This is a genomic window from Spongisporangium articulatum (assembly GCF_044465595.1).
In the GTDB taxonomy this organism is placed as follows: domain Bacteria; phylum Actinomycetota; class Actinomycetes; order Actinomycetales; family Kineosporiaceae; genus Spongisporangium; species Spongisporangium articulatum.
On sequence record NZ_JBITLV010000006.1, the window covers coordinates 35,808 to 59,988 of the forward strand.

Here is a 24,181-nt window from a genome sequence, read left to right on the forward strand (position 1 = left end):
CTTCACGCTCTGCGGCGTGACGGGTCAGTATGGGCATTCCGAATCGGACGTCGCATGCGAATCGGTCCGTTTCACAGGTCGATCCAGGAGGCACGGTGTCTGAGGCGAGCAACTACATCGGGGGTTCGTTCGGGCGCGGTTCCGCGGAACCGCTCGACGTGATCGACCCGGCCACCGGTGCCGTCGTGCGGACGTACGGCTCGGACGACGCGAGCTCGGTGGCCGCGGCCGTCGCCGCGGCGTCGGCGGCCTACCCGGAGTGGTCGCGCGCCACGCCCGCCGAGCGCTCGGGGGCGCTGCACGCGCTGGCCGCGGAACTGACCGCGCGTGAGGACGAGCTGGTCACCCAGGAGTGCCTGCAGACCGGCAAGCCGCGCCGGTTGGCAGCCGGGTTCGACGTTCCCGGGTCGATCGACAACGTGCAGTTCTTCGCGGGGGCGGCCCGGCGGCTCGACGGGATGGCCAGCGGTGAGTACTCCGGCGACCACACGTCGTCGATCCGTCGCGAGCCGATCGGGGTCGTGGGGTCGATCGCGCCCTGGAACTACCCGCTGCAGATGGCGGTCTGGAAGGTGCTGCCCGCGATCGCGGCGGGCAACACGATCGTGCTGAAGCCGGCGGAGAACACGCCGCTGACCACGATGCTGCTGGCCGAGGCCTGCGAGGCGGCGGGAATCCCGGCCGGGGTGGTGAACGTGGTGAACGGTACGGGGCCGGCGGTCGGGTCGGCGCTGGTGTCGAGCCCGGACCTCGCGATGACGTCGTTCACCGGGTCGACCGCCACCGGCCGGGTGATCGCCGGCCTGGCGGCGGTGAACGGGACCCGGCTGCACCTGGAACTGGGTGGCAAGGCGCCCTTCGTGGTGTTCGACGACGCCGACCTGGACGCGGCGGTGCACGGTGCGGTCGCCGGGTCGCTGATCAACACCGGGCAGGACTGCACGGCGGCCACCCGCGCCTACGTGCACCGCTCGGTGTTCGACGAATTCGTCGCAGGCGTGGCCGATCTCATGCGCGGGATCCGGCTCGGGACGCAGGACGACCCGGACACCGACCTCGGGCCGCTGGTGTCGTTCCGGCAACGGGACAAGGTGGCCGGGATGGTCGAGAAGGCCGTCGCCGAGGGCGCCCGCGCGGTGTGCGGGGGCACGATCCCCGGCGGCGCGCTGGCGGACGGGGCGTTCTACGAGCCGACCCTGATCGTCGACGCGGCGCAGGACTCGTCGATCGTGCAGGACGAGGTGTTCGGGCCGGTGCTGGTGGCCATCCCGTTCGACACCGACGACGAGGGCCTCGCGCTGGCCAACGACTGCCCGTTCGGCCTGGCCGCCTCGGCGTGGACCGGGTCGGTGTTCCGCGCCCACCGGGCCGCGCGTGAACTGGCGGCGGGCACGGTGTGGATCAACGACCACATCCCGATCATCTCGGAGATGCCGCACGGCGGGTACAAGGCGTCCGGGTACGGCAAGGACATGTCGGCCTACTCGCTCGACGACTACACGCAGCTGAAGCACGTGATGACCGAGCTGACCGGCGCGGTGCAGAAGGACTGGCACGACGTCGTCTTCACGACCCGGTCATGAGCTCGGGGCCCGAGCTCGACGAGCTCGACCGCCGGGTGGACGACGCCGCGCCCGTCCCGCTGTGGCTGGACTCGGCGGCCCGGCCGGCTCCGCGCCCCGGCCTGCGCGGACTCCTGGACGCCGACCTCGTCGTGGTCGGCGGCGGTTTCACGGGCCTGTGGACGGCGTTGCAGGCGGTCGAGCGCGAACCGGGGCGCTCCGTCGTCCTGCTCGAGGCCGGCCGCCTCGCCGACGCGGCGACCGGCCGCAACGGCGGGTTCTGCGAGGCGAGCCTGACCCACGGCGAGACCAACGGCCGCGACCGGTGGCCCGACGAGTTCGACACCCTGACCCGGCTGGGCGAGGAGAACCTGCGCGGCATCGCCGCGACGATCGAGAAGTACGGCATCGACTGCGATTTCGAGCTGTCCGGCGCGCTGTCGGTGGCCACCCGGCCGCACGAGGTCGCCGACCTCGAACCCGGTGAACCCGGCTTCCTGGACGCCGACGCGGTGCGCCGCCGGCTCGCTTCTCCGACCTACCTGGCCGGGCGCATGCAGCCCGACCCGTGCGCGCTGGTCGACCCGGCCCGGTTGGCCTGGGGTCTCGCCGCGGCCGCCGAGTCGCTGGGGGTGCGGGTCGTCGAGGGCACGCCGGTCACGAGCCTGCGCCCGGCGCGCGGTGGGGTCGACGTCGAGACGGTGACCGGCGTCGTCCACGCCCGGGTGGTGGCCCTGGCCACCAACGCCTACCGGCCGCTGCTGCGCCGGTTGCGGTTCCACACGGTCCCCGTCTACGACTACGTCCTGGCCACGGAACCGCTCACCGCAGAACAACTCTCGGCTCTGGGCTGGGAGGGTCGCCCCGGGGTCTCCGACTCGGGCAACCAGTTCCACTACTACCGCCTGACCGCCGACGACCGGATCGTGTTCGGTGGCTACGACGCGATCTACCACTACGGCCGCTCACTCGGCCCGCAACACGAGGACCGGCGGGAGACGTTCCGGGTGCTGGCCCGGCACTTCGACGAGACGTTCCCGCAACTGACCGGTGTCCGGTTCACGCACCGCTGGGGCGGCGCGATCGACACGTGCACCCGGTTCTGCGCGTTCTTCGGCACCGCCCGCCGCGGTCGGGTGGCGTACGCGCTCGGGTTCACCGGGCTCGGGGTCGGGGCCAGCCGGTTCGCCGGTGACGTGATGCTCGACCTGCTGGCCGGGGCCGACACCGAGCGCACCCGGCTGCGGATGGTCCGGCGCCGTCCCGTCCCGTTCCCGCCGGAACCCCTCGCCTGGATCGGCATCCGGATCACCACCCGCTCCCTGGCCCGCGCCGATGCGACCGGCCGGCGCAACCTGTGGCTGCGGGTGCTCGACCGCCTGGGGCTGGGCTTCGACTCCTGATCACTGCCGGTCGACCGAAGATCGACTGAGCACAGACGGTGGACTGAGCGCCAGCCCTGGTCACCGCAGAGTTACGTGCCCTACGTCACATGTCGTCGAGGCGGTGGACAGGTGTACGCGACCGGTGCGGATACTGCTGGATCGGTTGTTACCGGCCGGTACACCCAGCGAGGGAGCGGGACGTGTCCAGAGGGCCGAAGCAGCACCCCGGCAAGGGACGTCGGGTCCGACGGGCGGCATGGGCCGCGACCGCCGTGGCGGCGTTGCTGACCGCGCTCGTCGTCCCCGGGTGGAGCACCGCTCAGGCGGCGGCCGCGCCCGGTTCGGTGCTCATCTCCGAGGTCGATTGGACCGACTGGGCGGGTGCGCTCGACTCCGAGGGCGACCGGAGCGACTGGGTGGAACTCGCCGCGCCCGGCTCGGCGGTCGACGTCTCCGGCTTCGGGCTGAGCAACAAGACCAACTCGCCCTACCGCTGGCGGCTCCCACAGGGGACGACGGTCCCCGCCGGTGGCTACCTCCTGGTCTGGCTGAGCGGCAAGGACCGCGTCCTCGGTGGGCAGCCGCACGCCTCCTTCGACATCGACGGCGGCGACCCGGTGCTGCTCACCGCCCCCGACGGCACGCAGCTGGACTCGGTGACGACGCCCAAGGCGGGCAAGCGCGACACCTCGTGGTGCCGGGCCACGCCGTCGCTCGCCGCCGCCTGGCAGTACTGCGCGGCCCCGACGGCCGGGGCCGCCAACTCCGGTGCGATGTCGGCCACCCTGCTGGCCGCGCCGACGCTCTCCCAGCCCGGTGGCCTCTACGACGCCCCCTTCACGGTGAGCGCCACGGGCCCGGCCGGCGCCACTCTGCGCTACACGATCGACGGCTCCGAGCCGACCGCCGCCTCCCCGGTGATGCCCGCCGGTCTGGCCATGAAGACCTCCGGCAGCCTGCGGGTGGCCGCGTTCGCGACCGGGGCGATCAGCAGCCCGGTGACCACCGCCTCCTACGTCGTGGGCAGCGGCGTGACGACGGCCCGGGCCGGGCAGCGCGTCGTCCTGGTGACCATGTCGCCCGCGGACGCCGCCGCGCAGGCGGCCGGCACCAAGGACGCCAAGTGGGCGGCCGCCGTCCAGATGATCGGTCCGGACGGGAAGTCGCTGTTCGCCGCGGACGCCGAGACCGACGTACCCGGGCAGTCCGGCAGCACCGGCGTGCTCGAGAAGGGTCTGGACGTCAGCTTCAAGTCCGCGCTCGGGACGAAGTCGGTGAGCGCCCAGCTGATCCCGGGGCGGCCGGCGACGTCGTACAAGAAGTTCCGGCTGCGCAACGGGTCCAACGACTTCTACGGCACCCGCCTGAGGGATTCCGTGGCGGGTGAACTCGCCTACGGCGGGCCGAATCTCGGCAACGGCATGGTGCCGGTGGCCACGTATGTCAACGGGGCCTACTACGGGCTGATGGAGCTGCGCGAGAAGGACGACGAGACGGCCGTCGAGCGGTACACCGGCGCCGACAAGGACGACGTCGACTACGTCTCCGACCCGGCCTACTCCACCCAGGACGTCAAGAACGGTGAGGACGCCGCGGCGCACTACGCGGCGATGCGCCGCCTGGTCGTCGGCAAGGACCTGACCGTGCCGGCCAACTACCAGGCCGCCGTAGCGCAGCTGAACCCGGTCAGCCTCGCCCACGACTGGGTGCTGCACCTGTGGGCGCTCAACTGGGACTGGCCGGGCAAGAACGTCAACGTCTGGCGCGCCCCGACGGTGGACGGCGGTCGCTGGCAGTGGCAGCCGCACGACTTCGACACGTCCCAGGGCAACACCGGCGTGGTCGGGGCCTCGATCTCGGCGCCCCAGCTGAACAACGTCGCGGCCTTCGCCGGGCCGGGCAACGACATCATCGGGCCGTTGCTGAAGAACCCGACGTTCAAGGCGGTGTTCCTCAACGCGGCGGCCGACGAGCTGAACACCCGGCTGACCTCCGCGCACGCCACCGCCGTCCTGGACCAGCAAGCCGCGGCCATGAAGCCCTACGTGGCCGAGAACGCCAAGCGGTGGCTCGGCGCCCCCAGCCTGATGGCCTGGCAGAGCAACGTGTCGGGGCAACGCTCCTGGCTGGCCCAGCGGTCGCCGTGGTTCGACGGCTGGGTGCGCAGCTACTTCGGCGTCTCGGCCCGGCAGCCGCTGACGGTCTCGGTCAACGACACCTCGGCCGGTTCCGTACAGGTCAACTCGGTCGACCTCGGCCCGCTGGTCACCGCGGCCAAGCCGTCCTGGACCGGTGGCTACTACCCGCAGGCCCCCGTCACGCTGACCGCGACTCCGAAGCCCGGCCAGGTCTTCCTGCGCTGGGCGGGCGCCTCGACGTCCACCGCCCGGGTGCTGACCCTGCCGGTCACGAAGGCGACGGCCGTGAAGGCCGTCTTCGGGCCCGCCGCCGGGCCGCAGATCCCCGTGATCACCCCGGTGGCCGACCGCCGGGACGTCGTGGGCGACGTCGTCACCCTCCCGCTGAAGGCCACCGACGCCTCCGGGCTGCCGATCACCTGGTCGGCCAAGAAGCTGCCCAGCGGCGTGGACGTCTACGCGAAGGACGGCGTGATCTACGGCCGGTTGACCAAGCCCGAGGTCGACACGGTGACCCTCACCGCCGACAACGGTGCGAGCCCGGCGACCGCGACGTTCACCTGGACGGTGGTCAACCCCTGACGGGCCCTGCCGTAGCGTGACGGGGTGGAGTTCTGGCCCGCCGTCGCGATCCTGGCCGCCGGCGCGGTGGCCGGGGCCGTCAACGCGGCGGTCGGTTCCGGGACGCTGATCACCTTCCCGACCCTGCTCGCCCTCGGCTACCCGCCCGTGATCGCGAACATCTCCAACAACGTCGGCCTGGTGCCCGGATCGGTCGCGGGCGCCTGGGGCTACCGCGGTGAGGTGCGCGCCCTGGCGCGGGTCGTCGTCCCCCTGCTGTTCTGCTCGGCCACGGGCGGCGCCCTGGGCGCCGTGGCCCTGCTGACGTTGCCCTCGAGCGCCTTCGACGCGATCGTGCCCGTCCTGATCGTGCTGTCGATCGTGCTGGTCGTCGCCCAGCCGTACCTGGCGCGGCGCGTGGCCGCGCGCCCTGGTTCCTCCGCCGCCGAGGCCGCCGGGACGACGGTCCGCCCGCTGGGCGTCGGGCTGATGCTCGGCGTCCTGATCGCCGGGGTCTACGGCGGGTACTTCGGGGCCGCTCAGGGCGTGCTGCTGATCGGCCTGCTCGGCTGGCTGCTCACCAGTTCGCTGCAACACGCGAACGGGGTCAAGAACGTGCTCTCCGCGGTCGTGAACGGCGTCGCCGCGCTGGTCTTCGTGATAGCGGCACCCGGCCAGCTCGACTTCGCCGTGGCCGGGCTGATCGCGGTGGGCTCGACGGTGGGCGGGGTGGTGGGCGCCGCCCTGAGCCGGCGGCTCCCGGCGCCCCTGCTGCGTGGGTTCATCGTGATCGTCGGGTGCGCGGCCGTGGTGAAGCTGCTTGTGACGTGAAGGTGTTCGGGTACGGCTCGCTGATCAGCGCCGGGTCGCTGGCCGCGACGCTCGGTCGGGCGTTGCCGGCGCCGCGTCCGGCGTTCCTGCCCGGGTACGTGGCCGAGCTCGTGGTCGGCACCGACACGCGCGGCCTCACGGACCGGTACTGGACCCGGCCGGACGGGACGGTGTTCGACGGGGTGATCGCGAGCTACGGGCTCGTCGAACGGCCGGGGGAGTACGGGTGCCCGGGGGCCGTGCACGACATCCCCGACTCGCTGCTGCCGGCGCTCGACGCCCGCGAACGGGACTACGCGCGGATGCCGGTGACCCTGGCCGACACGGCGGGGCAGCGGTTGGCCGCGGTCACCTACGTGCAGCACCCGCAGGCGGAGCGGGTGCTCGAGGAGGCGTGCCGGACCGAACGGGCCGTGGTGACGCAGGAGTACCTGGACCTGGTCGCCGGCGCCTTGGCGGCCCTCGCACCGGACGTTCTCCGGCGCGCCGCCCACCCGACGCACCTGCCCGTCGTCCCGCTGGTATTTCATGAGGGTTCACCACCGCCCGTTGGATAGCATCCGACGGGTCACATTCCGTGTCTGTACGTCCTGAGGAGAGTTCCGTGTCAGCCCAGCTCACCGTGTCCGTCGCCGGCGTCGAGCGTCAGGTGGACACCGGGACGACGGGCGCGGACCTGTTCGCGGACGACCGCTCGGTGCTCGTCGCCCGCGTCAACGGCGCGCTGAAGGATCTCGACCAGCCGCTGGCCGACGGCGACGTCGTCGAGGGCGTGACCGCGGCCGACCCCGAGGGGCTCGCGGTCCTGCGGCACTCCGCCGCGCACGTCCTGGCGCAGGCCGTGCAGGAGGTGTTTCCCGACGCGAAGCTGGGCATCGGCCCGCCGATCCGCGACGGCTTCTACTACGACTTCGACGTCGCCGTGCCCTTCACCCCCGAGGACCTGAAAGCTCTCGAGAAGGTGATGCAGCGGATCGTCAAGGAGGGGCAGACCTTCCGGCGGCGGGTGGTGACCGACGCCGAGGCGGCGGCCGAGCTGGCCGACGAGCCGTACAAGCTCGAGCTGATCGGGCTGAAGGGGTCGGGCGACGTGGAGGACGCCGCCGAGGGCGCCTCCGCCGAGGTCGGCGGGGCCGAGCTGACCATCTACGACAACGTGAAGCGCACCGGCGAGGTGGCCTGGAAGGACCTGTGCCGGGGTCCGCACGTGCCGTCGACCCGGTTGCTGGCCAACGGTTTCCAGCTGATGCGCTCGGCCGCCGCCTACTGGCGGGGCAGCGAGAAGAACCCGCAGCTGCAGCGCATCTACGGCACCGCCTGGGCCACCCGGGACGAGCTGAAGGCCTACCTCGAGCGGCTCGCCGAGGCCGAGCGCCGCGACCACCGGCGGCTCGGTGCCGAGCTCGACCTGTTCAGCTTCCCCGACGAGATCGGTTCCGGCCTCGTGGTCTTCCACCCCAAGGGCGGCGTGATCAAGCGGGAGATGGAGGACTACGTCCGGCAGCGGCACATCGAGGAGGGGTTCCAGTACGTCGGCACCCCGCACATCACCAAGGGCCACCTCTTCGAACTGTCGGGGCACCTGCCGTACTACGAGGACACCATGTTCCCGCCGATGGAGCTGGAGCACTCGAAGTACTACCTGAAGGCCATGAACTGCCCGATGCACAACCTGATCTACCGGTCGCGGCAGCGCTCGTACCGTGAGCTGCCGATGCGCCTGTTCGAGTTCGGGTCCGTGTACCGGTACGAGAAGTCCGGTGTGGTGCACGGTCTCACCCGGGTCCGGGGCCTGACCCAGGACGACTCGCACTCGTACGTGACCCCCGAGCAGGCGCCCGCCGAGATCAAGCACCTGCTCGACTTCGTCACCGGGCTGCTCAGCGACTTCGGGCTCAACGACTACTACCTCGAACTGTCCGACCGGGGCACCGACCCCGCCAAGCAGGACAAGTTCAAGGGCACCGACGAGCAGTGGGCGGTCGCCACCGAGGTCCTGCGCTCGGTCGCCGTCGAGTCCGGGCTGGAGCTCGTGCCCGACCCGGGCGGCGCCGCCTTCTACGGCCCCAAGATCTCCGTGCAGGCCAAGGACGCGATCGGCCGGACCTGGCAGATGTCGACCATCCAGTACGACTTCAACCAGCCCGAGGGCTTCGGCCTGGAGTTCGACGCCGCCGACGGCTCCCGGCAGCAGCCGGTGATGATCCACTCCGCCAAGTTCGGTTCCATCGAGCGGTTCTTCGGCGTCCTGGTCGAGCACTACGCCGGCGCGTTCCCGCCCTGGCTCGCGCCGGTCCAGGTGGTCGGCATCCCCGTCTCGGACGCGCACGTGCCGTACCTGCAGGAGGTCGCGGCGAAGCTGCGTGCGGCCGGCGTGCGGGTGGAGATCGACGACTCCGACGACCGGATGCCGAAGAAGATCCGCAACCACACCAAGCAGAAGGTCCCGTTCCAGCTGATCGCCGGCGACGACGACGTGGCCAAGGACGCGGTGTCGTTCCGGTTCCGCGACGGTTCACAGGACAACGGGGTACCGGTCGACGAGGCGGTCGCGCGCATCGTCGAGGCGATCCGGACGAAGGCGCAGGTCTGAGTTCTCGCCGAGTGGAACGTTCTGCCCCCTAAAGCGGCTCTCAGCAGGTCCTTACGGGGCGGAAGGTTCCACTCGCGCGTTCCCTCTAAGCTGACAACCGTGAACCCTGACCCGCCCGACGACGTGGAGATCGTGCCCGAGGGCGAGTTGCCCGGGGTGCCGGACGGGTTCCAGCGGCTGTGGACGCCGCACCGGATGGTCTACCTGAACGGGGAGGAGCGGCCCCGCGACGGCAGCGAGGAGCAGTGCCCGTTCTGCCGGGCGCCCACGCTGAGTGACGAGAAGGGTCTGATCGTGCACCGCGGCGACGTGGCCTTCGTCGTGATGAACCTCTTCCCGTACAACCCGGGCCACCTGATGGTGCTGCCCTATCGGCACGTGGCCGACTACACCGACCTCACCGACGAGGAGGTCCGGGAGGTGGCCGACCTGACCCGCACCGCGATGCGGGTGCTCCGCCAGGTCAGCGCCCCGCACGGGTTCAACCTGGGCATGAACCAGGGGGCCGTGGCGGGCGCCGGGATCGCCGCCCACCTGCACCAGCACGTCGTGCCCCGGTGGGGCGGGGACGCCAACTTCCTGCCCATCATCGCCCGCACGAAGGCACTGCCGCAGCTGCTGGACGACGCCCGCGGGCTGCTGGCCGGGGCGTGGCCCGCACCGGGTACGCCCCAGTAGTCTCACCAGCGCCATGTTGAACCGATTCGCCCGTGCCCTGTTCACGCGCATCTTCACGCCCGTCGCCCGCCTGCTGCTGCGCCTGGGCGTCAGCCCGGACGTCGTCACGCTGGTCGGCACGTTCGGCGTCTGCGCCGGGGCCCTGATCTGGTTCCCGCGCGGGCACCTGTTCACGGGGACGATGGTGGTCACGGCGTTCGTGTTCAGCGACACCGTCGACGGGATCATGGCCCGGATGCAGGGGCGCTCGTCGTCGTGGGGTGCCTACCTCGACTCCACCCTGGACCGGTTCGGCGACGCCGCCGTGTTCGGCGGCCTGATCCTCTACTACAGCAACGACCACGGGGACCTCGGCCACGACTGGAACCAGGTCGGCGAGGTGCTGGCCCTGACCTGCCTGATCCTGGGCAGCATCGTCTCCTACGCCCGCGCCCGCGCCGAGGGGCTGGGCATGCAGGCCAACGTGGGCATCGCGGAACGGGCGGACCGGCTGGTCTCCACCCTGGTCTGCGCCGGGTTCGTCGGTACCCAGTGGATCCCCGACCAGACGTTGCTCGTCGTCCTGGCCCTCCTGGCGGTGGCCAGCGTCGTCACCGTGGTCCAGCGCATCCTGATGGTCCGCCGGCAGGCCCTGGCCGCCGTCCCCGACCCGACCGCCTGATCATGGAGCGCCTGGTCCTGCTGGGGTACACGGCGGGCTGGCGCCTGGTCCGGCTGCTGCCCGAGCGGGCCGCCTACCGGCTGTTCGAGCTGATCGCCGACGTCGCCTGGTGGCGCCGCGGCCCCGGGGTGCGGCGCCTGGAGGCCAACCTGGCCCGGGCGGTGCCGGACGCCGACGAGGCCCGCCTGCGCGAGCTGTCCCGGGCCGGGATGCGCTCGTACCTGCGCTACTGGTGCGAGTCGTTCCGGCTGCCGTCCTGGTCGCGCGCCCGGATCGTCGAGGGGAAGCGGCTGGTCGGCCGGGAGCACCTGGACGCCGCGCTGGCCGCCGGTCGGGGCGTGGTCGGGTTCCTCGGCCACCTGGGCAACTGGGACCATGCGGGCGCCTGGTCGGGCCTGGAGTACGCGAAGGTGACCACGGTCGCCGAGCGGTTGCGGCCCGAGGAGCTGTTCGACGCCTTCGTGGCCTACCGCGAGCAGCTGGGCATGGAGATCCTCGCGCTCACCCCGCGCTCGGGCAGCACCGGCGGGGAGGACGTGTTCGCCCGGCTGAAGGGCACTCTCGAGGGCGGCGGGTTCGTCCCGCTGCTGGCCGACCGCGACCTGACCCACAGCGGGGTGAGCGTCCAGCTGCTGGGCGAGGAGGCGTCGGTGGCCGCGGGGCCGGCCGCGCTGGCACTGGCCACCGGGGCCGTGCTGCTGCCGGTGATGCTGCACTACGAGCAGGTCCGACCCGGCCCCAGCGGCTGGCGGTCCGTGTTCGTCGTCCACCCGCCCGTGCCGGAACCCGCGGACGGGACGCGCGAGGAGAAGCTGCAGGCCATGACCCAGGCCTGCGCGGACCGGTTGTCCGAGACCGTGCGCGCCCACCCGGCCGACTGGCACATGCTGCAGAAGGTCTTCACCAGGGACCTGCGGTGACGCTGCGGATCGGGATGGTCAGCCCGTACTCCTTCGACGTGCCCGGCGGCGTGCAGTTCCACGTCCGCGACCTCGCCGAGCACCTGATCGGGCACGGCCACACGGTCAGCGTGCTGGCCCCGGCCGACGAGGACACACCGCTGCCGGACTACGTGGAGGCGACCGGGAAGGCGTTCCCGGTGCCGTACAACGGCTCGGTGGCCCGGATCAGCTTCGGGCCGGTGCACTCGGCGAAGGTCAAGAGATGGCTGTCCGAGGGCGCTTTCGACGTCCTGCACGTGCACGAACCGGCCAGTCCGTCGCTGTCCATGCTGGCCATGTGGGCGGCGACCGGGCCGATCGTGGCCACCTTTCACACCGCCAACATCCGGTCGCGGGCGATGCAGGCCGCCTACCCGCTCCTGCGCCCGGGGTTCGAGAAGATCTCGGCCCGGATCGCCGTCTCCGAGGACGCCCGCCGCACCCTGGTCGACCATCTCGGCGGCGACGCCGTGGTGATCCCCAACGGCGTCTACGTCGACCGGTTCGCGCAGGCCCCGGTGAACCCGGCCTGGCAGGGCACGCCCGACCGGCCGACCGTGGCGTTCGTGGGGCGGATCGACGAGCCGCGCAAGGGGTTGCCGGTGCTGGCCGCCGCGCTGCCCGCCCTGGTCGCGACGCACCCGGGGGTGCGCGTGCTGGTCCTGGGCCGGGGCGAGGGGGACGACGCCCTCGCCGGGCTGCGCGACGAGACCCGTTCGCACCTGGAACTTCTCGGGCCGTTGGACGACGCCGCGAAGATGTCGTTGCTGCGCTCGGCCGACGTGTACGTGGCCCCGCACACCGGCGGCGAGAGCTTCGGCATCGTGCTGGTCGAGGCGATGAGCGCGGCCGCGCCCGTGGTCGCCTCCGACCTGGGCGCGTTCCGGCGGGTGCTCGGCGACGGCCGGTTCGGCGTCCTGGTGCCCGTGGACGACCCGGACGCGCTGAGTGCCGCCCTCGGGGACCTGCTGGACGACGCCCCGCGCCGGGCCGCGCTGGCGGAGGCCGCGTCGGTGGAGGTCCGCCGCTACGACTGGGGTCGCGTGGCCGCGGCCGTGCTCGACGTGTACGAGACGGTGCGCCTGGGCGCCGACCGGGTGGGGCCCGACCCGCGGGCCAGCCTGATCTCCCGCTGGCGTTAGCTCTCGTCGACCTCGAACTGCTCCGCGGCGCCGTCGGCCCCGGTGAACCCGTGCTGGATCTCGGTCTCGTCCACGGGCGGGTGCGTGATGTGCACGCCCTCGCGCTCCCACCAGTGCCCGAACAGCGACACATCGATCATGTCGTCGTGCGGTGGCAGCTTGGTCACGTCGACCGCGAGGTCGACCCGCAGCCGGAACCGCGTCCCGGCGGCCTGGGCGGTGCTGAACCGTACCCAGGTGCTGCCCGGGGGGAGCGTGACCAGCACCTGCCGGCCCGGTTGCAGCGCCTTCAGCCGGCGGCCGTCGGCGTCGTAGAACTCGACCGACACCGGTGCGTCCGTGTCCGAGACGATGATCATCGGCTCGCGGTGGCCGCCGGCCTTCACGAAGTTGTCGACCCGGATCCAGTCCGCGTCGCCGGACGACTTCAGGGTCAGGTCGTGTGTGCCGGGCCCGAGCCGGGTGACGTCGAAGATGCCGAACGGGTCGCCGGCGGCGGGATCGTCGCCGAGCAGGAACCCGACCGCGGACGCCTGCGTGTCGTTCCCCTCGAACTCGTCGGGCTGCAGCGTCGTGGGCCGCAGCCCGACCTCGAGGTCGTAGAGCGTCTGCTGCCCGACGACCTTCAGCCGGTACGTGCCCGGGGCGGTCATCACGCTGACCTGGACGCCGTGGTTGACGTCGATCGTGCTCAGCTCGTCGAGCGCACGGCTGTCCGGGTCGTCCGGGACGAGCTCGACCCGGGCGGTGCCGAGGCCTGAGGCGTAGCGGCAGACGGTGCGCAGGTAGGCGAAGGTGTCCAGCGTGAAGCCGTACCAGTCGGCGTCTCCTGGTACCGAGATCGCCTGCGGCCCGCCGCGTTCCGGCCGGTACAGCGGCTCCTCGACCCCGCCGTCGCGCACCAGCCTCCGCGGCCGGCCCGTCGCGTCGTCCCCCTCCCCGGCGTCGTCGGGGAACCGGTGCGCCAGCAGCTCCCAGACCGCCGCCCCGGCATTCATGGCGATACCGGTGCTGGCGTCGGGCAGGTTCTTGACCCCGGTGTCCTGCAGGAGCTGCTGCACCTGCGCCCCGGTCATCCCGGGACGCAGCGCCCGCAGCAACGCGGCGACCCCGCTGACGAGCGGCGCCGCCAGGCTGGTCCCCGTGTCGGTGGTGACCGACGCGGCGAGCGGGGTGGGCCCGACGTGCACGTCCTTGCCCTGCGTCCAGATGTCGACGGACTCGCCGAAATTGCTGCCGACGGAGGGGCCGCCGTACCAGCGGACGTTCCCGTCGAGGGCGCCCACGGTGATCACCCCGGGCGTGCGGGTCGCGGGCCGGACGTCGTAGTCGGGCAGGCGCTTGTCGTCGTTCCCGGCCGCCACCACCATGACCACGCCCTGGTCGCGGGCCCACTCGAAGGCCGTGGCCACCGTCTCCGCGTACGACCACTTCGCCAGCAGACCCTCCACGAGCCCGCCCCGGCTGATGTTGATGACGTCCGCTCCCCAGGCGGTGCTCCACAGCACCGCGGTGGCCATGGAGAACGAGTCGACGCCGATGGAACCGAACCACGGCACGGCCACCTGGCCCCCGGCCCCGGCGACGCCGACCCGGTCGTCGTGCGGGGCCGCGGCCACCGAGGCCACCTTCTGGCCGTGCCAGCTGACGGCGGGGGCGGGGCCCGGGCCGCCCACCGGGAAGGGCAGCACCGTGTCCCCGACCCGGAAGCTGACGACGGGGTTCGGGAACTCCGGGGCCAGGCCGGGCGGGGCCTGCATCGTGCCGTCGGCCCCGATCCAGAAGTCCCGGTCGAGTACGGCGAGCGTCACCGGCGCCAGGACACCCCCGAGTTGCCGGTATCCCTCGATCAGCTGCCAGGCGCGGTCGATGCGGGCCAGACCGTTGATCTCGGGCCACGTGTACGGGTCGAACGGGGCGCCCGTGGCAGGGTCGACGCCCTCCTGGGACGTCGGCTGGGGCACGGTCGCGGGCCCGTGCAGGGTGTTCACCCCGACCGCGAGACCCGAGCGGCGCAACGACTCGGCCAGGGCCAACGTACCGACGACCCCCGGCGAGGTGACGGCAGTCCCGGCGTCGGCCAGCAGCCGTGCGGCGGCCGGCACGAGGTCGACGACGAGGCCGTCGTGCGGGACGACCGCGTCCGCGGACAGGTTCTCGGCGCTGAGCGGTTCGGCGGGACGCACGGTGCACAGCCGGGGCAGGTCGTCGGTCGGACGCATCCGGCCCGGATCGACACCGGCCGGCGGCTCCGGGACGGTCCAGACGGGGCCCACCACGAGGTCCGTCCGCCGCTGCAGGTTCCGGTAGACGGCCTCGTCCGGCACCTCGACGAGCAGTTCGCCCTCGACCAGCAGCGTCGGCGGCTCCTCGGCCGTCACCAGCGCCCCGACGTCCCGCCCGAGCGCGTTCGTGGCGGCGAGCGCCGCCTCGACCGACAGGCCGTCGTCCACGACCCCGACTCCGAAGAACTCGCTGCGCGTCATGATCGCACCGTAGGGCGGGCTCGGCCCGAGTCCCAGGGTGCTGGCACGCCCCTGCGTGATAAGCGTCAGTTCAACCCGTCGACCGGAACCGGCCCGCGGGCGAGCACGGTGCGGATCGCGAATGTCGAGCGGGCGTCGCGCACCGGCGGGATGGCCAGGATCTGGTCGAGCAGGACCCGCTCATAGGCCAGCAGGTCCGGGACCACGGCCTCGACGAGGAAGTCGTACTCGCCGGAGACCACGTGGATCGCCACGATCGCCGGGATACGGGACAGGGCCTCCTCGACCGCGCGGGACGTCTCGCGCGAGTGCTGGTCGACCCGCAGTGAGACGAAGACCGTCAGGCCCTGCCCGACCCGCGCGCGGTCGACCTCGGCCCGGTACCCACTTATGACGCCCGCCGCTTCCAGGGCCCGGGTGCGTCGCAGGGCGGCCGAGGGGGAGAGGGAGACGGCGTCGGCGAGGTCGACGTTGGCCACGCGGCCGTCCCGCTGCAGATGTTCGACGATGGCACGATCAGTCGCGTCGAATTTAAGGGGCGGCACGAGATGCAGCATATCGCTTGATGCGCGCTCGATTATTGCTCGAATAGACCGATCGGGGCGTGGATCGGCAATCGGCTGCCGCGCCCTTCGCGGCAGCCTGGAGGCATGACCACGACCCGGGCCGCAGCTCTCACCGTCGGTGCCCTGCTGGGGCCCAGCCTGCTCGTCGTCCCCGGCCTGGCGGCCGCCGTCGCGGGGCCTGCGAGCCTGCTCGGCTGGTCGGCCCTGCTGGCCCTCTCGGGGTTGCTGGCCTGGGTCTTCGCCGTGCTCGGGTCGCGGGTGCGGGCCACCGGTGGGTCCGGGGTGGCGGACTACGCGGCCGCCGGGCTGGGGCCCCGCGGGGGCCGCGCCGTCGGGTGGGCCTTCCTCGTCGGGGTGGTGCTCGGCGCGCCCTTCGTGTCCCTGGCTGGGGGCAGCTACGTGGCGGCGGCCACCGGTGGAGGGCGGGACACGGCCCTACTGGCGGCCGGCGGCCTGCTCCTGACCGCGGCCGGTCTCACGTCGGCCGGGGCGCGGCAGTCGTCCGCGGTTCAGCTGGTGCTGGTCGCGGTGCTGCTGGTGGTGATCGTCGTGGCGGTCGTCGGAAGTGCGCCGCGTCTGAGCCTGGAGAACTGGACGCCGTTCGCGCCGCACGGCACGGGTTCGATCGCCCGCTCGTCCGTCGTCCTGATGCTGTCGTTCGTCGGGTGGGAGGTGTCCGCGTCGGTCGCGGCCCAGCTGCGCGACCCCCGCCGGTTGCCGCGCGTTCTGGGTCTCGCGTTCGCCGTCACGACCGTTCTCTACCTCGGGCTGGCGGTCAGCGTCGTGGGGGTCCTCGGCCCGCGCGGTGGAGCGACCGCGCTCTCCGGCCTGCTCGATGTCGCCGTGGGCCGGGCGGGTCCGGTGGTGGCCGCGGTCGCCGCCGTCGTCCTGACCCTGGCGGGGATCAACGCCTACCTCTCGGCCGCGGCCGAACTCGCCTCCCGAGCCTGGGCGAGCGCACCGCGGACGGTGGTGCAGCTCGCGGTGCTGGTCGCCGGCGCCGCGCTACTGACCCTCGTGGGGGCTGGGCAGCTCTCGCTGGCCGATGTGGCTGGTGTCCCGGTGGCGCTGTTCCTGACGGTCTACCTGGGCTGCACCGCCTCGGCCGTGCAGCAACTGGAGGGCCCGGTCCGGGTGGCCGCGGCCGTGGCCTTCGCGGCGAGTCTGGTCGTTCTGGTGGCCAGCGGCTGGGCGGCCCTCGGGGCCCTGCTCGTCGTCGTGGTCGCTCTGGTGCGACCCGCGCCGGCCGGGGTGGGCCCTAGTCTTCCAGCGTGAACCATCCGCTGACCTGGGGGCTGCTGGCGCTGGCCGTGGCCCTGGCCGTCGGCTGGTACCTCTCCTACCTGGCCGGGCGCCTGGACCGGCTGCACCACCGGGTCGAGGCGTCGTGGGCGGCGCTCGACGCGCAGCTGGCCCGCCGGGCCGCCGTCGCGCGCGAGGTGGCCCACCGGTTGCCGGCCGAGCGTGGGCCGCCGCTGCTGGCCGCGGCCGCGGCGGCCACCGACCCGGTCGACGCGGGGGAGCCGCTGCGCGGTCGGGACTCCCTGTCCGAGCAGGTCGAGAGCGCGCTGACCCGGTGCCTGCAGGCGACCTTCGCCGACCCGGACACCGTGCACGCCTGGCGGCTGGACCCGCAGATCGACGGGCTGCTGGTCGACCTGGCCTCGGCCGCCCGGCGCGCCCAGCTGGCCCGGCGGTTCCACAACGACGCGGTGGCCCACGCCCAGCGGATGCGACGCAAGCGGGTGGTCCGCTGGGCCCGGCTGGCCGGCCGGGCGGCCTGGCCGCGGATGGTCGAGCTGGACGACGAGGTGCCGGCGGCGCTCGCGGTCGAGACCGGCCAGTGACGGGCTGAGTGACGTTCAATTCAGGCCAATCAGCCCCCTGATCAGGCCAATCGGCGGCCTACGCTGGTGAGCGTAGAGTTTGTGGCATCCCCGAAGACGGCCAATCCTGCTGTGAGGTCCCAGTCGTGAGCACTCCCACCACCCCGTCGAGCGGCACCGCCACCGGTACCGGCCGTGTGAAGCGCGGCATGGCCGAGATGCTCAAGGGCGGCGTGATCATGGACGTCGTCACGCCCGAGCAGGCCAAGATCGCCGAGGACGCCGGTGCCGTGGCCGTGATGGCCCTGGAGCGCGTCCCCGCCGACATCCGCGCCGAGGGCGGCGTCTCCCGGATGAGCGACCCGGACATGATCGACGGGATCATCTCCGCGGTGTCGATCCCGGTGATGGCCAAGGCCCGGATCGGGCACTTCGTCGAGGCCCAGGTGCTGCAGAGCCTCGGCGTGGACTACATCGACGAGTCCGAGGTGCTGACCCCGGCGGACTACACGAACCACATCGACAAGTGGAAGTTCACCGTGCCCTTCGTGTGCGGCGCGACGAACCTGGGCGAGGCGCTGCGCCGGATCGCCGAGGGCGCGGCCATGATCCGCTCCAAGGGTGAGGCCGGTACGGGCGACGTCAGCAACGCCACGACCCACATGCGCAAGATCCGCGGCGAGATCCGCCGGCTGTCCTCGATGAGCGAGGACGAGCTGTACGTGGCCGCCAAGGAGCTGCAGGCCCCGCTCGAGCTCGTCCAGGAGATCGCCGAGCGCGGGGCGCTGCCCGTCGTGCTGTTCACCGCGGGCGGCATCGCCACCCCGGCCGACGCGGCGATGATGATGCAGCTGGGTGCCGACGGCGTGTTCGTCGGCTCGGGCATCTTCAAGTCCGGCGACCCGGCGGCCCGGGCCGCCGCGATCGTCAAGGCCACGACGTTCCACGACGACCCCGACGTGATCGCCAAGGTCAGCCGCGGGCTGGGCGAGGCCATGGTCGGTATCAACGTCGACGAGATCCCGGAGCCGCACCGGCTCGCCGAACGCGGCTGGTGAGCGAGAACCGGCCCAGGATCGGCGTTCTCGCGCTCCAGGGCGACGTCCGCGAGCACCTGGCCGCCCTGCGGGAGGCGGGGGCGGACGCCGTCGGGGTGCGCCGCCCGGCCGAGTTGGACGACGTCCAGGGGCTCGTCATCCCCGGGGGCGAGTCGACCACCATCGACAAGCTGACGAAGATCTTCGAGCTGCGCGAACCGCTGCTCAAGCGGATCTCCGAGGGGCTGCCCGTGTATGGGTCGTGCGCCGGCATGATCATGCTGGCCGACGAGATCCGCGACATCGCGCCGGGTCAGGAGTCGCTGGGCGGGCTCGACATCGTGGTGCGCCGCAACGCCTTCGGGCGCCAGGTCGAGTCGTTCGAGACGGACCTCGATGTCCAGGGCCTGGACGGCGGCCCGTTCCGGGCCGTCTTCATCCGAGCCCCGTGGGTGGAGGCGGTCGGGCCGGACGTCGAGGTGCTGGCCTCCGTGGCGACCGAGGCGGGGGAGCGGGCGGTCGCCGTCCGGCAGGGGAACCTGCTCGCGACGTCCTTCCACCCGGAGATCTCCGGCGACCACCGTGTGCACCGGCTCTTCGCCGAGATGGTTGTAGCGACCCAATAGTTGTAGGTCTATAATAGTTGTGTGACCACAACTGATCTTGAGCTCCATCGGCGCCGGCGGTGGGCCGTGCTGGCGACCTGCTGCCTGAGCCTGCTGATCGTCGGCCTGGACAACACGATCATGAATGTCGCCCTGCCGTCCCTGGGGCGGGACCTCCATGCCGACGTCGCGGGCCTGCAGTGGGCGGTGGACGCGTACGTCCTGGCCTTCGCCTCGCTACTGGTGCTCGGCGGGTCGCTGGCGGACCGGTTCGGCCGGCGCCGGGTCTTCCGGATCGGCCTGACGACCTTCTCGGCGGCGTCCTTGCTGTGCAGCCTGGCGCCCGGTCTCGGATGGCTGGTCGGCTTCCGTGTGCTCCAGGGCATGGGTGCCTCGATGCTGAACCCGGTCGCGATGTCGATCATCACCAACACGTTCGTCGACCGACGCGAACGGGCGCGGGCGATCGGTGTGTGGGGGGCCGTGGTCGGGATCAGCATGGCCCTCGGCCCGGTCGTCGGAGGGCTGCTCGTCAGCTCCGTCGGTTGGCCGTCGATCTTCTGGATCAACGTCCCGGTGGGGGTGACGGCGCTGGTCCTGACCTGGTGGTTCGTCCCCGAGTCGCGCGCCGCGCGGGCCCGCCGTCTCGACCCGGTCGGTCAGGCGCTGATGATCGCGCTCCTGGCCGCCACCACCGCGTCGATCATCGAGGCGCCCCGGCTGGGCTGGACCGCACCGGGCACGCTGGGACTGGCCGGGCTCGGTCTGCTCGCCGGGGTGTCGTTCGTGACCTACGAACTGCGCCGCCGGGAGCCCCTGCTCGAGCTGCGGTTCTTCCGCAGCGCCCCGTTCAGCGGCGCGACCCTGATCGCGGTCGCGGCCTTCGGCGGTTTCTCGGGCTTCCTGTTCCTGAACACCCTCTATCTGCAGGACGTGCGGGGCATGTCCGCCCTGGCTGCGGGCCTGTACACGCTGCCGATGGCCCTCCCGGTGATCCTCTGCTCACCGCTGTCCGGGCGCCTGGTCGCGGCCCGGGGACCGCGGCTGCCGCTGGTCGTGGCCGGTGTCCTGCTCACCGCCGGCGCGCTCATGCTGACGGGGCTCGACGAGAACACGTCCCGGGCCTGGCTGGTCACCTCCTACGTGGTGTTCGGCGCCGGCTTCGGCGCGGTGAACGCGCCGATCACCAACACGGCCGTCAGCGGCATGCCGCTGGCCCGGGCCGGGGTGGCGGCGGCCATCGCCTCGACCAGCCGGCAGGTGGGACAGCTCCTCGGGGTGGCGGTGATCGGTACTGTCGTCAGCTCGGTCGCCGGGTCCACCCTGGCGGTGCGGGTGCTGGCCGCCGGGGCCGGCTGGTGGATCGTGACCGGCTGCGGGTTGCTCGTGCTGGTGCTGGCCGTGCTGAGCACGGGCCGGTGGGCGCGGGCCACCGCCGCCCGGACGGCGGAGCTGATCGGGGCCGCGGACGAGGAGGAGTCGATGGCGAGGGCCGCGAAGGTGGGCGTGACGGCATGAGCGGGTCACCGCCTGCCTCGGGCGATCCGGCGGGCGATCCGGCGACGGCCCAGGAGGTGTGGTTGCTGATGCGCGACCTGGTCTTCGGCCGCGGCGACCACCGACGGGCCGCCTCGGAGGAACTCGGGATGGGCTACAGCCGGATCAAGGCGATGCTGCACCTCGAACCGGGGGAGCTGGCCCACCACGAGCTGGCCGCCGAACTCCTCACGGACAAGCCGTACACGACCGTCATCATCCGGGACCTGCTGGAGCGGGGCCTGGTGGAGTCACGTCCGCACCCGAGCGACGGCCGTTCCAAGCTGGTGTCCCTGACCCCGGCCGGCCGCGAGCAGGCCGAGCGGGCCCGGCGGATCGTCGTCGCACCGCCGGAGGAGATGTCCCGGCTGAGCACCGAGGACCTGGCCCAGCTGCGCCGGATCCTCAGCCTGCTCACGCCTGAGTAGGATCGGTCGGGGAAAAGTTGCAGTTGTTCCGGCACGTGGGAGGCGTTTCAGATGTCCGGCCATTCAAAGTGGGCCACCACCAAGCACAAGAAGGCCGTCATCGACGCCAAGCGCGGCAAGATGTTCGCCAAGCTGATCAAGAACATCGAGGTCGCCGCCCGCACCGGCGGTGGTGACCCGGCCGGCAACCCGACGCTCTACGACGCCATCCAGAAGGCCAAGAAGTCGTCGGTGCCGAACAACAACATCGACAGCGCGGTCAAGCGTGGCTCGGGCGCCGACTCCGGGGGCGCCGACTACCAGTCGTTCATGTACGAGGGGTACGGCCCGAACGGCGTCGCCCTCCTGATCGAGTGCCTCTCGGACAACCGGAACCGGGCCGCGATGGAGGTCCGCACGGCGATGACCCGCAACAACGGGACCATGGCCGACCCGGGCAGCGTCGCCTACATGTTCACCCGCAAGGGCGTCGTGGTGGTGCCCAAGGCCGGCGACCTGACCGAGGACGACGTCCTGCTGGCGGTCCTCGAGGCGGGCGCCGAGGAGGTCAACGACCTCGGCGACAGCTTCGAGGTGGTCAGCGAAGCGACGGACCTGGTGCCGGTGCGCACCGCGCTCGTCGACGCGGGCGTCGACTACGACTCGGCCGAGGCCCAGTTCGTGCCCAGCGTCGCCGTCCCGCTCGACGAGGACGGCGCGCGCAAGGTCTTCCGGCTGATCGAGGCCCTCGAGGACTGCGACGACGTGCAGAACGTCTACGCCAACTTCGACGTGTCCGACGAGGTCATGGAGGCGATCGACGCCTGAGCCGCGTGTCGTCCGGCGGTGAGCGGCGGACGGTGCCGCATGCTGGCGGGGTGCGCGTGCTGGCGATCGATCCCGGTCTGACCCGGTGCGGCGTGGGTGCCGTCGACGGGCTGCCCGGCCGCCGGGTCTCCCTCGTCGCGGTCGACGTGATCCGCACGCCCGCCGGGGACCCGGTGCCCGAGCGGCTGCGGGGGCTGGCCGACGCGCTCGACGGCTGGCTCGACCAGCTGCGGCCCGACGTCCTGGCCGTGGAGCAGGTGTTCGCGCAGGTCAACGTCCGCACCGTGATGGGGACGGCGCAGGCCGCGGGGGTCGCGTTCCTGGCCGCCGCGCGGTTCGGCATCCCGGTCGCGGTGCACACGCCGTCCGAGGTGAAGGCCGCGGTCACCGGGTCGGGCCGGGCGGGGAAGGACCAGGTGGCCGAGATGGTCACCCGCATCCTCCACCTACCCGCCCGCCCGACCCCGGCCGACGCGGCCGACGCGCTGGCCCTCGCCGTGTGCCACCTGTGGCGTGGGGGGACGCCGTCCGCGGGGTCCGCGGGCGAGCTCACCCCCGCGCAGCAGAAGTGGGCCGAGGCGGCGCGTCGCGCCGGGAATGTCGGCACCCGGCGCTAGCCTTCGTACACCTGTTCGGCTGGGCTGTTCGGAGGTTCCGGTGATCGCTTCGGTGCGCGGGCGCGTGCTCGCCGTCCGGCTCGACTCGTGCGTCCTCGAGGTCGGTGGCGTCGGGCTGCTGCTGCAGGCGACGCCGGCGACCCTGGCCGGGCTGCGCACGGGCCAGGAGGCCGAGCTCGCCACGAGCCTCGTCGTCCGGGAGGACTCGCTCACGCTGTTCGGCTTCGCGGACGCCGACGAGCGCGACGTGTTCGAGACCGTCCAGACGGTCTCGGGCATCGGTCCGCGCCTGGCGTTGGCCATGCTCGCCGTACACAGCCCCGACGGGTTGCGGGCCGCCGTGGCCGCTCAGGACCTGACGGCGCTCACCAAGGTGCCCGGCATCGGGCGCAAGGGCGCCCAGCGCATCGTCCTCGAACTGACCGACCGGCTCGGGGCGCCGACCGGCGTGGCGCTGGTGACGGCCGGGGGTGGTGCGGCGCCCACCGTCGCCGCCGAGCCGTGGCGGGAACAGGTCGTCGAGGCCCTGGTCGGGTTGGGCTGGCCGGTCAAGGCGGCCGGTGATGCGGTGGTCGCGGTCGCAGGGTCGGCGGAGGACGACCGGGTGCTCGACGTGACCGAGCCGCCCGACGTGGCGCAGGTGTTGCGCGCCGCGCTGAAGGAGCTGGGGCGCACGTGACGGAGCCGTACGCCGAGGAGGTCCGGCTGGTCGGCACCGACGCGGGCGAGGAGGAACGCGTCGTCGAGACGGCGTTGCGGCCGAAGCGTCTGGCCGAGTTCGTCGGGCAGCGCAAGGTCCGCGAGCAGCTGTCGCTGCTGCTGGCCGCCGCCAAGACCCGCGGGTCGGCGCCCGACCACCTGCTGCTGTCCGGGCCGCCCGGGCTGGGCAAGACGACCCTGGCGATGATCGTGGCGCACGAGCTCGGCGCGCCGCTGCGGGTGACGAGCGGGCCGGCCATCACGCACGCCGGCGACCTGGCCGCCGTCCTGTCCTCGCTGACCGAGGGCGAGGTGCTGTTCCTCGACGAGATCCACCGGATGGCCCGGCCCGCCGAGGAGATGCTGTACGTCGCGATGGAGGACTTCCGGGTCGACGTCGTCGTCGGCAAGGGCCCGGGGGCGACGGCCATCCCGCTCGACCTACCGCCGTTCACGCTCGTCGGGGCGACGACCCGGGCCGGCATGCTGCCCGGGCCGCTGCGCGACCGGTTCGGCTTCACCGGGCACCTCGACTTCTACGAACCCGACGAGCTGGAGCAGGTGCTGCGCCGGTCGGCGTCGCTGCTCGGCGTCGACCTGAGCGGTGAGGCGGCGGCCGAGGTCGCGAGCCGTTCGCGAGGCACCCCGCGGATCGCGAACCGGCTGCTGCGCCGCGTCCGGGACTGGGCGCAGGTCAAGGGGGACGGCACGCTCGACCTGGCTGCGGCCCGCGCCGCGCTCGAGGTGTACGCGGTCGACGCGCGCGGCCTCGACCGGCTCGACCGTTCGGTGCTCGAGGCGTTGTGCCTGCGCTTCGGCGGCGGCCCGGTCGGCCTGTCGACGCTGGCCGTCGCCGTGGGCGAGGAACCGGAGACCGTGGAGACCGTTGCCGAACCGTTCCTTTTGCGCGAGGGCCTGCTCGGGCGCACCCCGCGCGGGCGGGTCGCAACCCCCGCCACCTGGGCACATCTGGGCCTGAGCGCCCCCGCCCACCCCACCCCGCACGGCCCTCCCGCAGCGGGCGGCGCCGTGCAGGAACCTCTGTTGCCCGAAGAGCGCTGAGAGTGTGAGAGCATCCGCGA

The 24,181-nt window shown here is 72.6% G+C and carries 22 protein-coding genes; 20 read left to right on the forward strand and 2 right to left on the reverse strand.

The window, feature by feature from the left end; all coding sequences use genetic code 11:
• The first annotated feature begins 29 nt into the window (after positions 1 to 29).
• The 10 genes from ACIB24_RS17375 to ACIB24_RS17420 all read left to right on the forward strand — a co-directional run bounded on the left by ACIB24_RS17375 (position 30) and on the right by ACIB24_RS17420 (position 12,492).
• Complete coding sequence (locus ACIB24_RS17375; protein ID WP_398282959.1) at positions 30 to 1,583, forward strand: gamma-aminobutyraldehyde dehydrogenase; 1,554 nt, start codon at positions 30 to 32, stop codon at positions 1,581 to 1,583.
• Positions 1,580 to 2,965: an NAD(P)/FAD-dependent oxidoreductase gene (locus ACIB24_RS17380; RefSeq protein WP_398282961.1), complete on the forward strand. Its 1,386-nt coding sequence runs from the start codon at positions 1,580 to 1,582 to the stop codon at positions 2,963 to 2,965. The genes ACIB24_RS17375 and ACIB24_RS17380 overlap by 4 nt, the downstream gene beginning before the upstream one ends.
• A gap of 182 nt (positions 2,966 to 3,147) precedes the next feature.
• The gene (locus ACIB24_RS17385; protein WP_398282963.1) at positions 3,148 to 5,667 is read left to right on the forward strand and encodes a CotH kinase family protein; all 2,520 of its coding nucleotides are present in this window, start codon (positions 3,148 to 3,150) and stop codon (positions 5,665 to 5,667) included.
• Between the two features lie 24 nt (positions 5,668 to 5,691).
• Complete coding sequence (locus tag ACIB24_RS17390) at positions 5,692 to 6,477, forward strand: sulfite exporter TauE/SafE family protein (RefSeq protein WP_398282965.1); 786 nt, start codon at positions 5,692 to 5,694, stop codon at positions 6,475 to 6,477.
• On the forward strand, positions 6,474 to 7,034 hold the full coding sequence (locus ACIB24_RS17395; RefSeq protein ID WP_398282967.1) for a gamma-glutamylcyclotransferase family protein: 561 nt from the start codon (positions 6,474 to 6,476) through the stop codon (positions 7,032 to 7,034). The genes ACIB24_RS17390 and ACIB24_RS17395 overlap by 4 nt, the downstream gene beginning before the upstream one ends.
• 47 nt (positions 7,035 to 7,081) lie before the next feature.
• A complete protein-coding gene (gene thrS / locus ACIB24_RS17400) occupies positions 7,082 to 9,070 on the forward strand; it encodes a threonine--tRNA ligase (protein ID WP_398282969.1) in 1,989 nt (662 codons plus the stop codon).
• A gap of 99 nt (positions 9,071 to 9,169) precedes the next feature.
• On the forward strand, positions 9,170 to 9,748 hold the full coding sequence (locus ACIB24_RS17405; protein WP_398282971.1) for an HIT family protein: 579 nt from the start codon (positions 9,170 to 9,172) through the stop codon (positions 9,746 to 9,748).
• 13 nt (positions 9,749 to 9,761) lie between these two features.
• Positions 9,762 to 10,409 (forward strand): phosphatidylinositol phosphate synthase, encoded by a 648-nt coding sequence (gene pgsA / locus ACIB24_RS17410; protein WP_398282973.1) that lies wholly within the window; start codon positions 9,762 to 9,764, stop codon positions 10,407 to 10,409.
• Positions 10,409 to 11,329, forward strand: coding sequence for a phosphatidylinositol mannoside acyltransferase (locus ACIB24_RS17415; RefSeq protein ID WP_398283598.1), 921 nt, complete (start codon positions 10,409 to 10,411; stop codon positions 11,327 to 11,329). Before pgsA ends, ACIB24_RS17415 begins: the two co-directional genes overlap by 1 nt.
• A 2-nt stretch (positions 11,330 to 11,331) precedes the next feature.
• Positions 11,332 to 12,492, forward strand: coding sequence for a glycosyltransferase family 4 protein (locus ACIB24_RS17420; protein ID WP_398283600.1), 1,161 nt, complete (start codon positions 11,332 to 11,334; stop codon positions 12,490 to 12,492).
• Here ACIB24_RS17420 and ACIB24_RS17425 read toward each other — a convergent pair.
• Both ACIB24_RS17425 and ACIB24_RS17430 read right to left on the reverse strand, forming a co-directional pair.
• On the reverse strand, positions 12,489 to 14,978 hold the full coding sequence (locus tag ACIB24_RS17425; RefSeq protein WP_398282975.1) for a S8 family peptidase: 2,490 nt from the start codon (positions 14,976 to 14,978) through the stop codon (positions 12,489 to 12,491). The genes ACIB24_RS17420 and ACIB24_RS17425 overlap by 4 nt on opposite strands.
• 65 nt (positions 14,979 to 15,043) lie before the next feature.
• Positions 15,044 to 15,535 (reverse strand): Lrp/AsnC family transcriptional regulator, encoded by a 492-nt coding sequence (locus ACIB24_RS17430; RefSeq protein WP_398282977.1) that lies wholly within the window; start codon positions 15,533 to 15,535, stop codon positions 15,044 to 15,046.
• A gap of 93 nt (positions 15,536 to 15,628) precedes the next feature.
• Between ACIB24_RS17430 and ACIB24_RS17435 the strand changes: the two genes are divergently transcribed.
• The 10 genes from ACIB24_RS17435 to ruvB all read left to right on the forward strand — a co-directional run bounded on the left by ACIB24_RS17435 (position 15,629) and on the right by ruvB (position 24,161).
• Entirely contained in the window at positions 15,629 to 16,819 is a 1,191-nt protein-coding gene (locus tag ACIB24_RS17435; protein WP_398282979.1) for an APC family permease, read from the forward strand.
• Complete coding sequence (locus ACIB24_RS17440) at positions 16,816 to 17,391, forward strand: hypothetical protein (RefSeq protein ID WP_398282981.1); 576 nt, start codon at positions 16,816 to 16,818, stop codon at positions 17,389 to 17,391. Before ACIB24_RS17435 ends, ACIB24_RS17440 begins: the two co-directional genes overlap by 4 nt.
• Positions 17,392 to 17,516: 125 nt before the next feature.
• Complete coding sequence (pdxS, locus tag ACIB24_RS17445) at positions 17,517 to 18,428, forward strand: pyridoxal 5'-phosphate synthase lyase subunit PdxS (RefSeq protein ID WP_398282983.1); 912 nt, start codon at positions 17,517 to 17,519, stop codon at positions 18,426 to 18,428.
• Positions 18,425 to 19,033 carry a pyridoxal 5'-phosphate synthase glutaminase subunit PdxT gene (gene pdxT, locus ACIB24_RS17450; RefSeq protein WP_398282985.1) on the forward strand — a complete coding sequence of 203 codons (609 nt, stop codon included), beginning with the start codon at positions 18,425 to 18,427 and terminating at the stop codon, positions 19,031 to 19,033. The genes pdxS and pdxT overlap by 4 nt, the downstream gene beginning before the upstream one ends.
• Positions 19,034 to 19,054: 21 nt before the next feature.
• On the forward strand, positions 19,055 to 20,530 hold the full coding sequence (locus tag ACIB24_RS17455) for an MFS transporter (RefSeq protein WP_398282987.1): 1,476 nt from the start codon (positions 19,055 to 19,057) through the stop codon (positions 20,528 to 20,530).
• Positions 20,527 to 20,976, forward strand: a complete 450-nt coding sequence (locus tag ACIB24_RS17460; RefSeq protein WP_398282989.1) for a MarR family winged helix-turn-helix transcriptional regulator — start codon at positions 20,527 to 20,529, stop codon at positions 20,974 to 20,976. The genes ACIB24_RS17455 and ACIB24_RS17460 overlap by 4 nt, the downstream gene beginning before the upstream one ends.
• A gap of 51 nt (positions 20,977 to 21,027) precedes the next feature.
• Positions 21,028 to 21,783: a YebC/PmpR family DNA-binding transcriptional regulator gene (locus ACIB24_RS17465; protein WP_398282991.1), complete on the forward strand. Its 756-nt coding sequence runs from the start codon at positions 21,028 to 21,030 to the stop codon at positions 21,781 to 21,783.
• A gap of 50 nt (positions 21,784 to 21,833) precedes the next feature.
• Positions 21,834 to 22,400 carry a crossover junction endodeoxyribonuclease RuvC gene (gene ruvC, locus ACIB24_RS17470; RefSeq protein WP_398282993.1) on the forward strand — a complete coding sequence of 189 codons (567 nt, stop codon included), beginning with the start codon at positions 21,834 to 21,836 and terminating at the stop codon, positions 22,398 to 22,400.
• Positions 22,401 to 22,440: 40 nt separating this feature from the next.
• Positions 22,441 to 23,079 carry a Holliday junction branch migration protein RuvA gene (ruvA, locus tag ACIB24_RS17475; protein ID WP_398282995.1) on the forward strand — a complete coding sequence of 213 codons (639 nt, stop codon included), beginning with the start codon at positions 22,441 to 22,443 and terminating at the stop codon, positions 23,077 to 23,079.
• Entirely contained in the window at positions 23,076 to 24,161 is a 1,086-nt protein-coding gene (gene ruvB / locus ACIB24_RS17480; protein WP_398282997.1) for a Holliday junction branch migration DNA helicase RuvB, read from the forward strand. The genes ruvA and ruvB overlap by 4 nt, the downstream gene beginning before the upstream one ends.
• Positions 24,162 to 24,181: the final 20 nt, after the last annotated feature.

Excerpts from the sequence above, each read along its gene's own strand:
- ACIB24_RS17435 (WP_398282979.1), top strand. The coding sequence starts at position 15,629 with ATGACCACGACCCGGGCCGCAGCTCTCACCGTCGGTGCCCTGCTGGGG.
- pgsA (WP_398282973.1), top strand. The coding sequence starts at position 9,762 with ATGTTGAACCGATTCGCCCGTGCCCTGTTCACGCGCATCTTCACGCCC.
- ACIB24_RS17425 (WP_398282975.1), bottom strand. The coding sequence starts at position 14,978 with ATGACGCGCAGCGAGTTCTTCGGAGTCGGGGTCGTGGACGACGGCCTG.
- ACIB24_RS17375 (WP_398282959.1), top strand. The coding sequence starts at position 30 with ATGGGCATTCCGAATCGGACGTCGCATGCGAATCGGTCCGTTTCACAG.
- ACIB24_RS17460 (WP_398282989.1), top strand. The coding sequence starts at position 20,527 with ATGAGCGGGTCACCGCCTGCCTCGGGCGATCCGGCGGGCGATCCGGCG.
- ACIB24_RS17465 (WP_398282991.1), top strand. The coding sequence starts at position 21,028 with ATGTCCGGCCATTCAAAGTGGGCCACCACCAAGCACAAGAAGGCCGTC.
- ACIB24_RS17430 (WP_398282977.1), bottom strand. The coding sequence starts at position 15,535 with ATGCTGCATCTCGTGCCGCCCCTTAAATTCGACGCGACTGATCGTGCC.
- ACIB24_RS17380 (WP_398282961.1), top strand. The coding sequence starts at position 1,580 with ATGAGCTCGGGGCCCGAGCTCGACGAGCTCGACCGCCGGGTGGACGAC.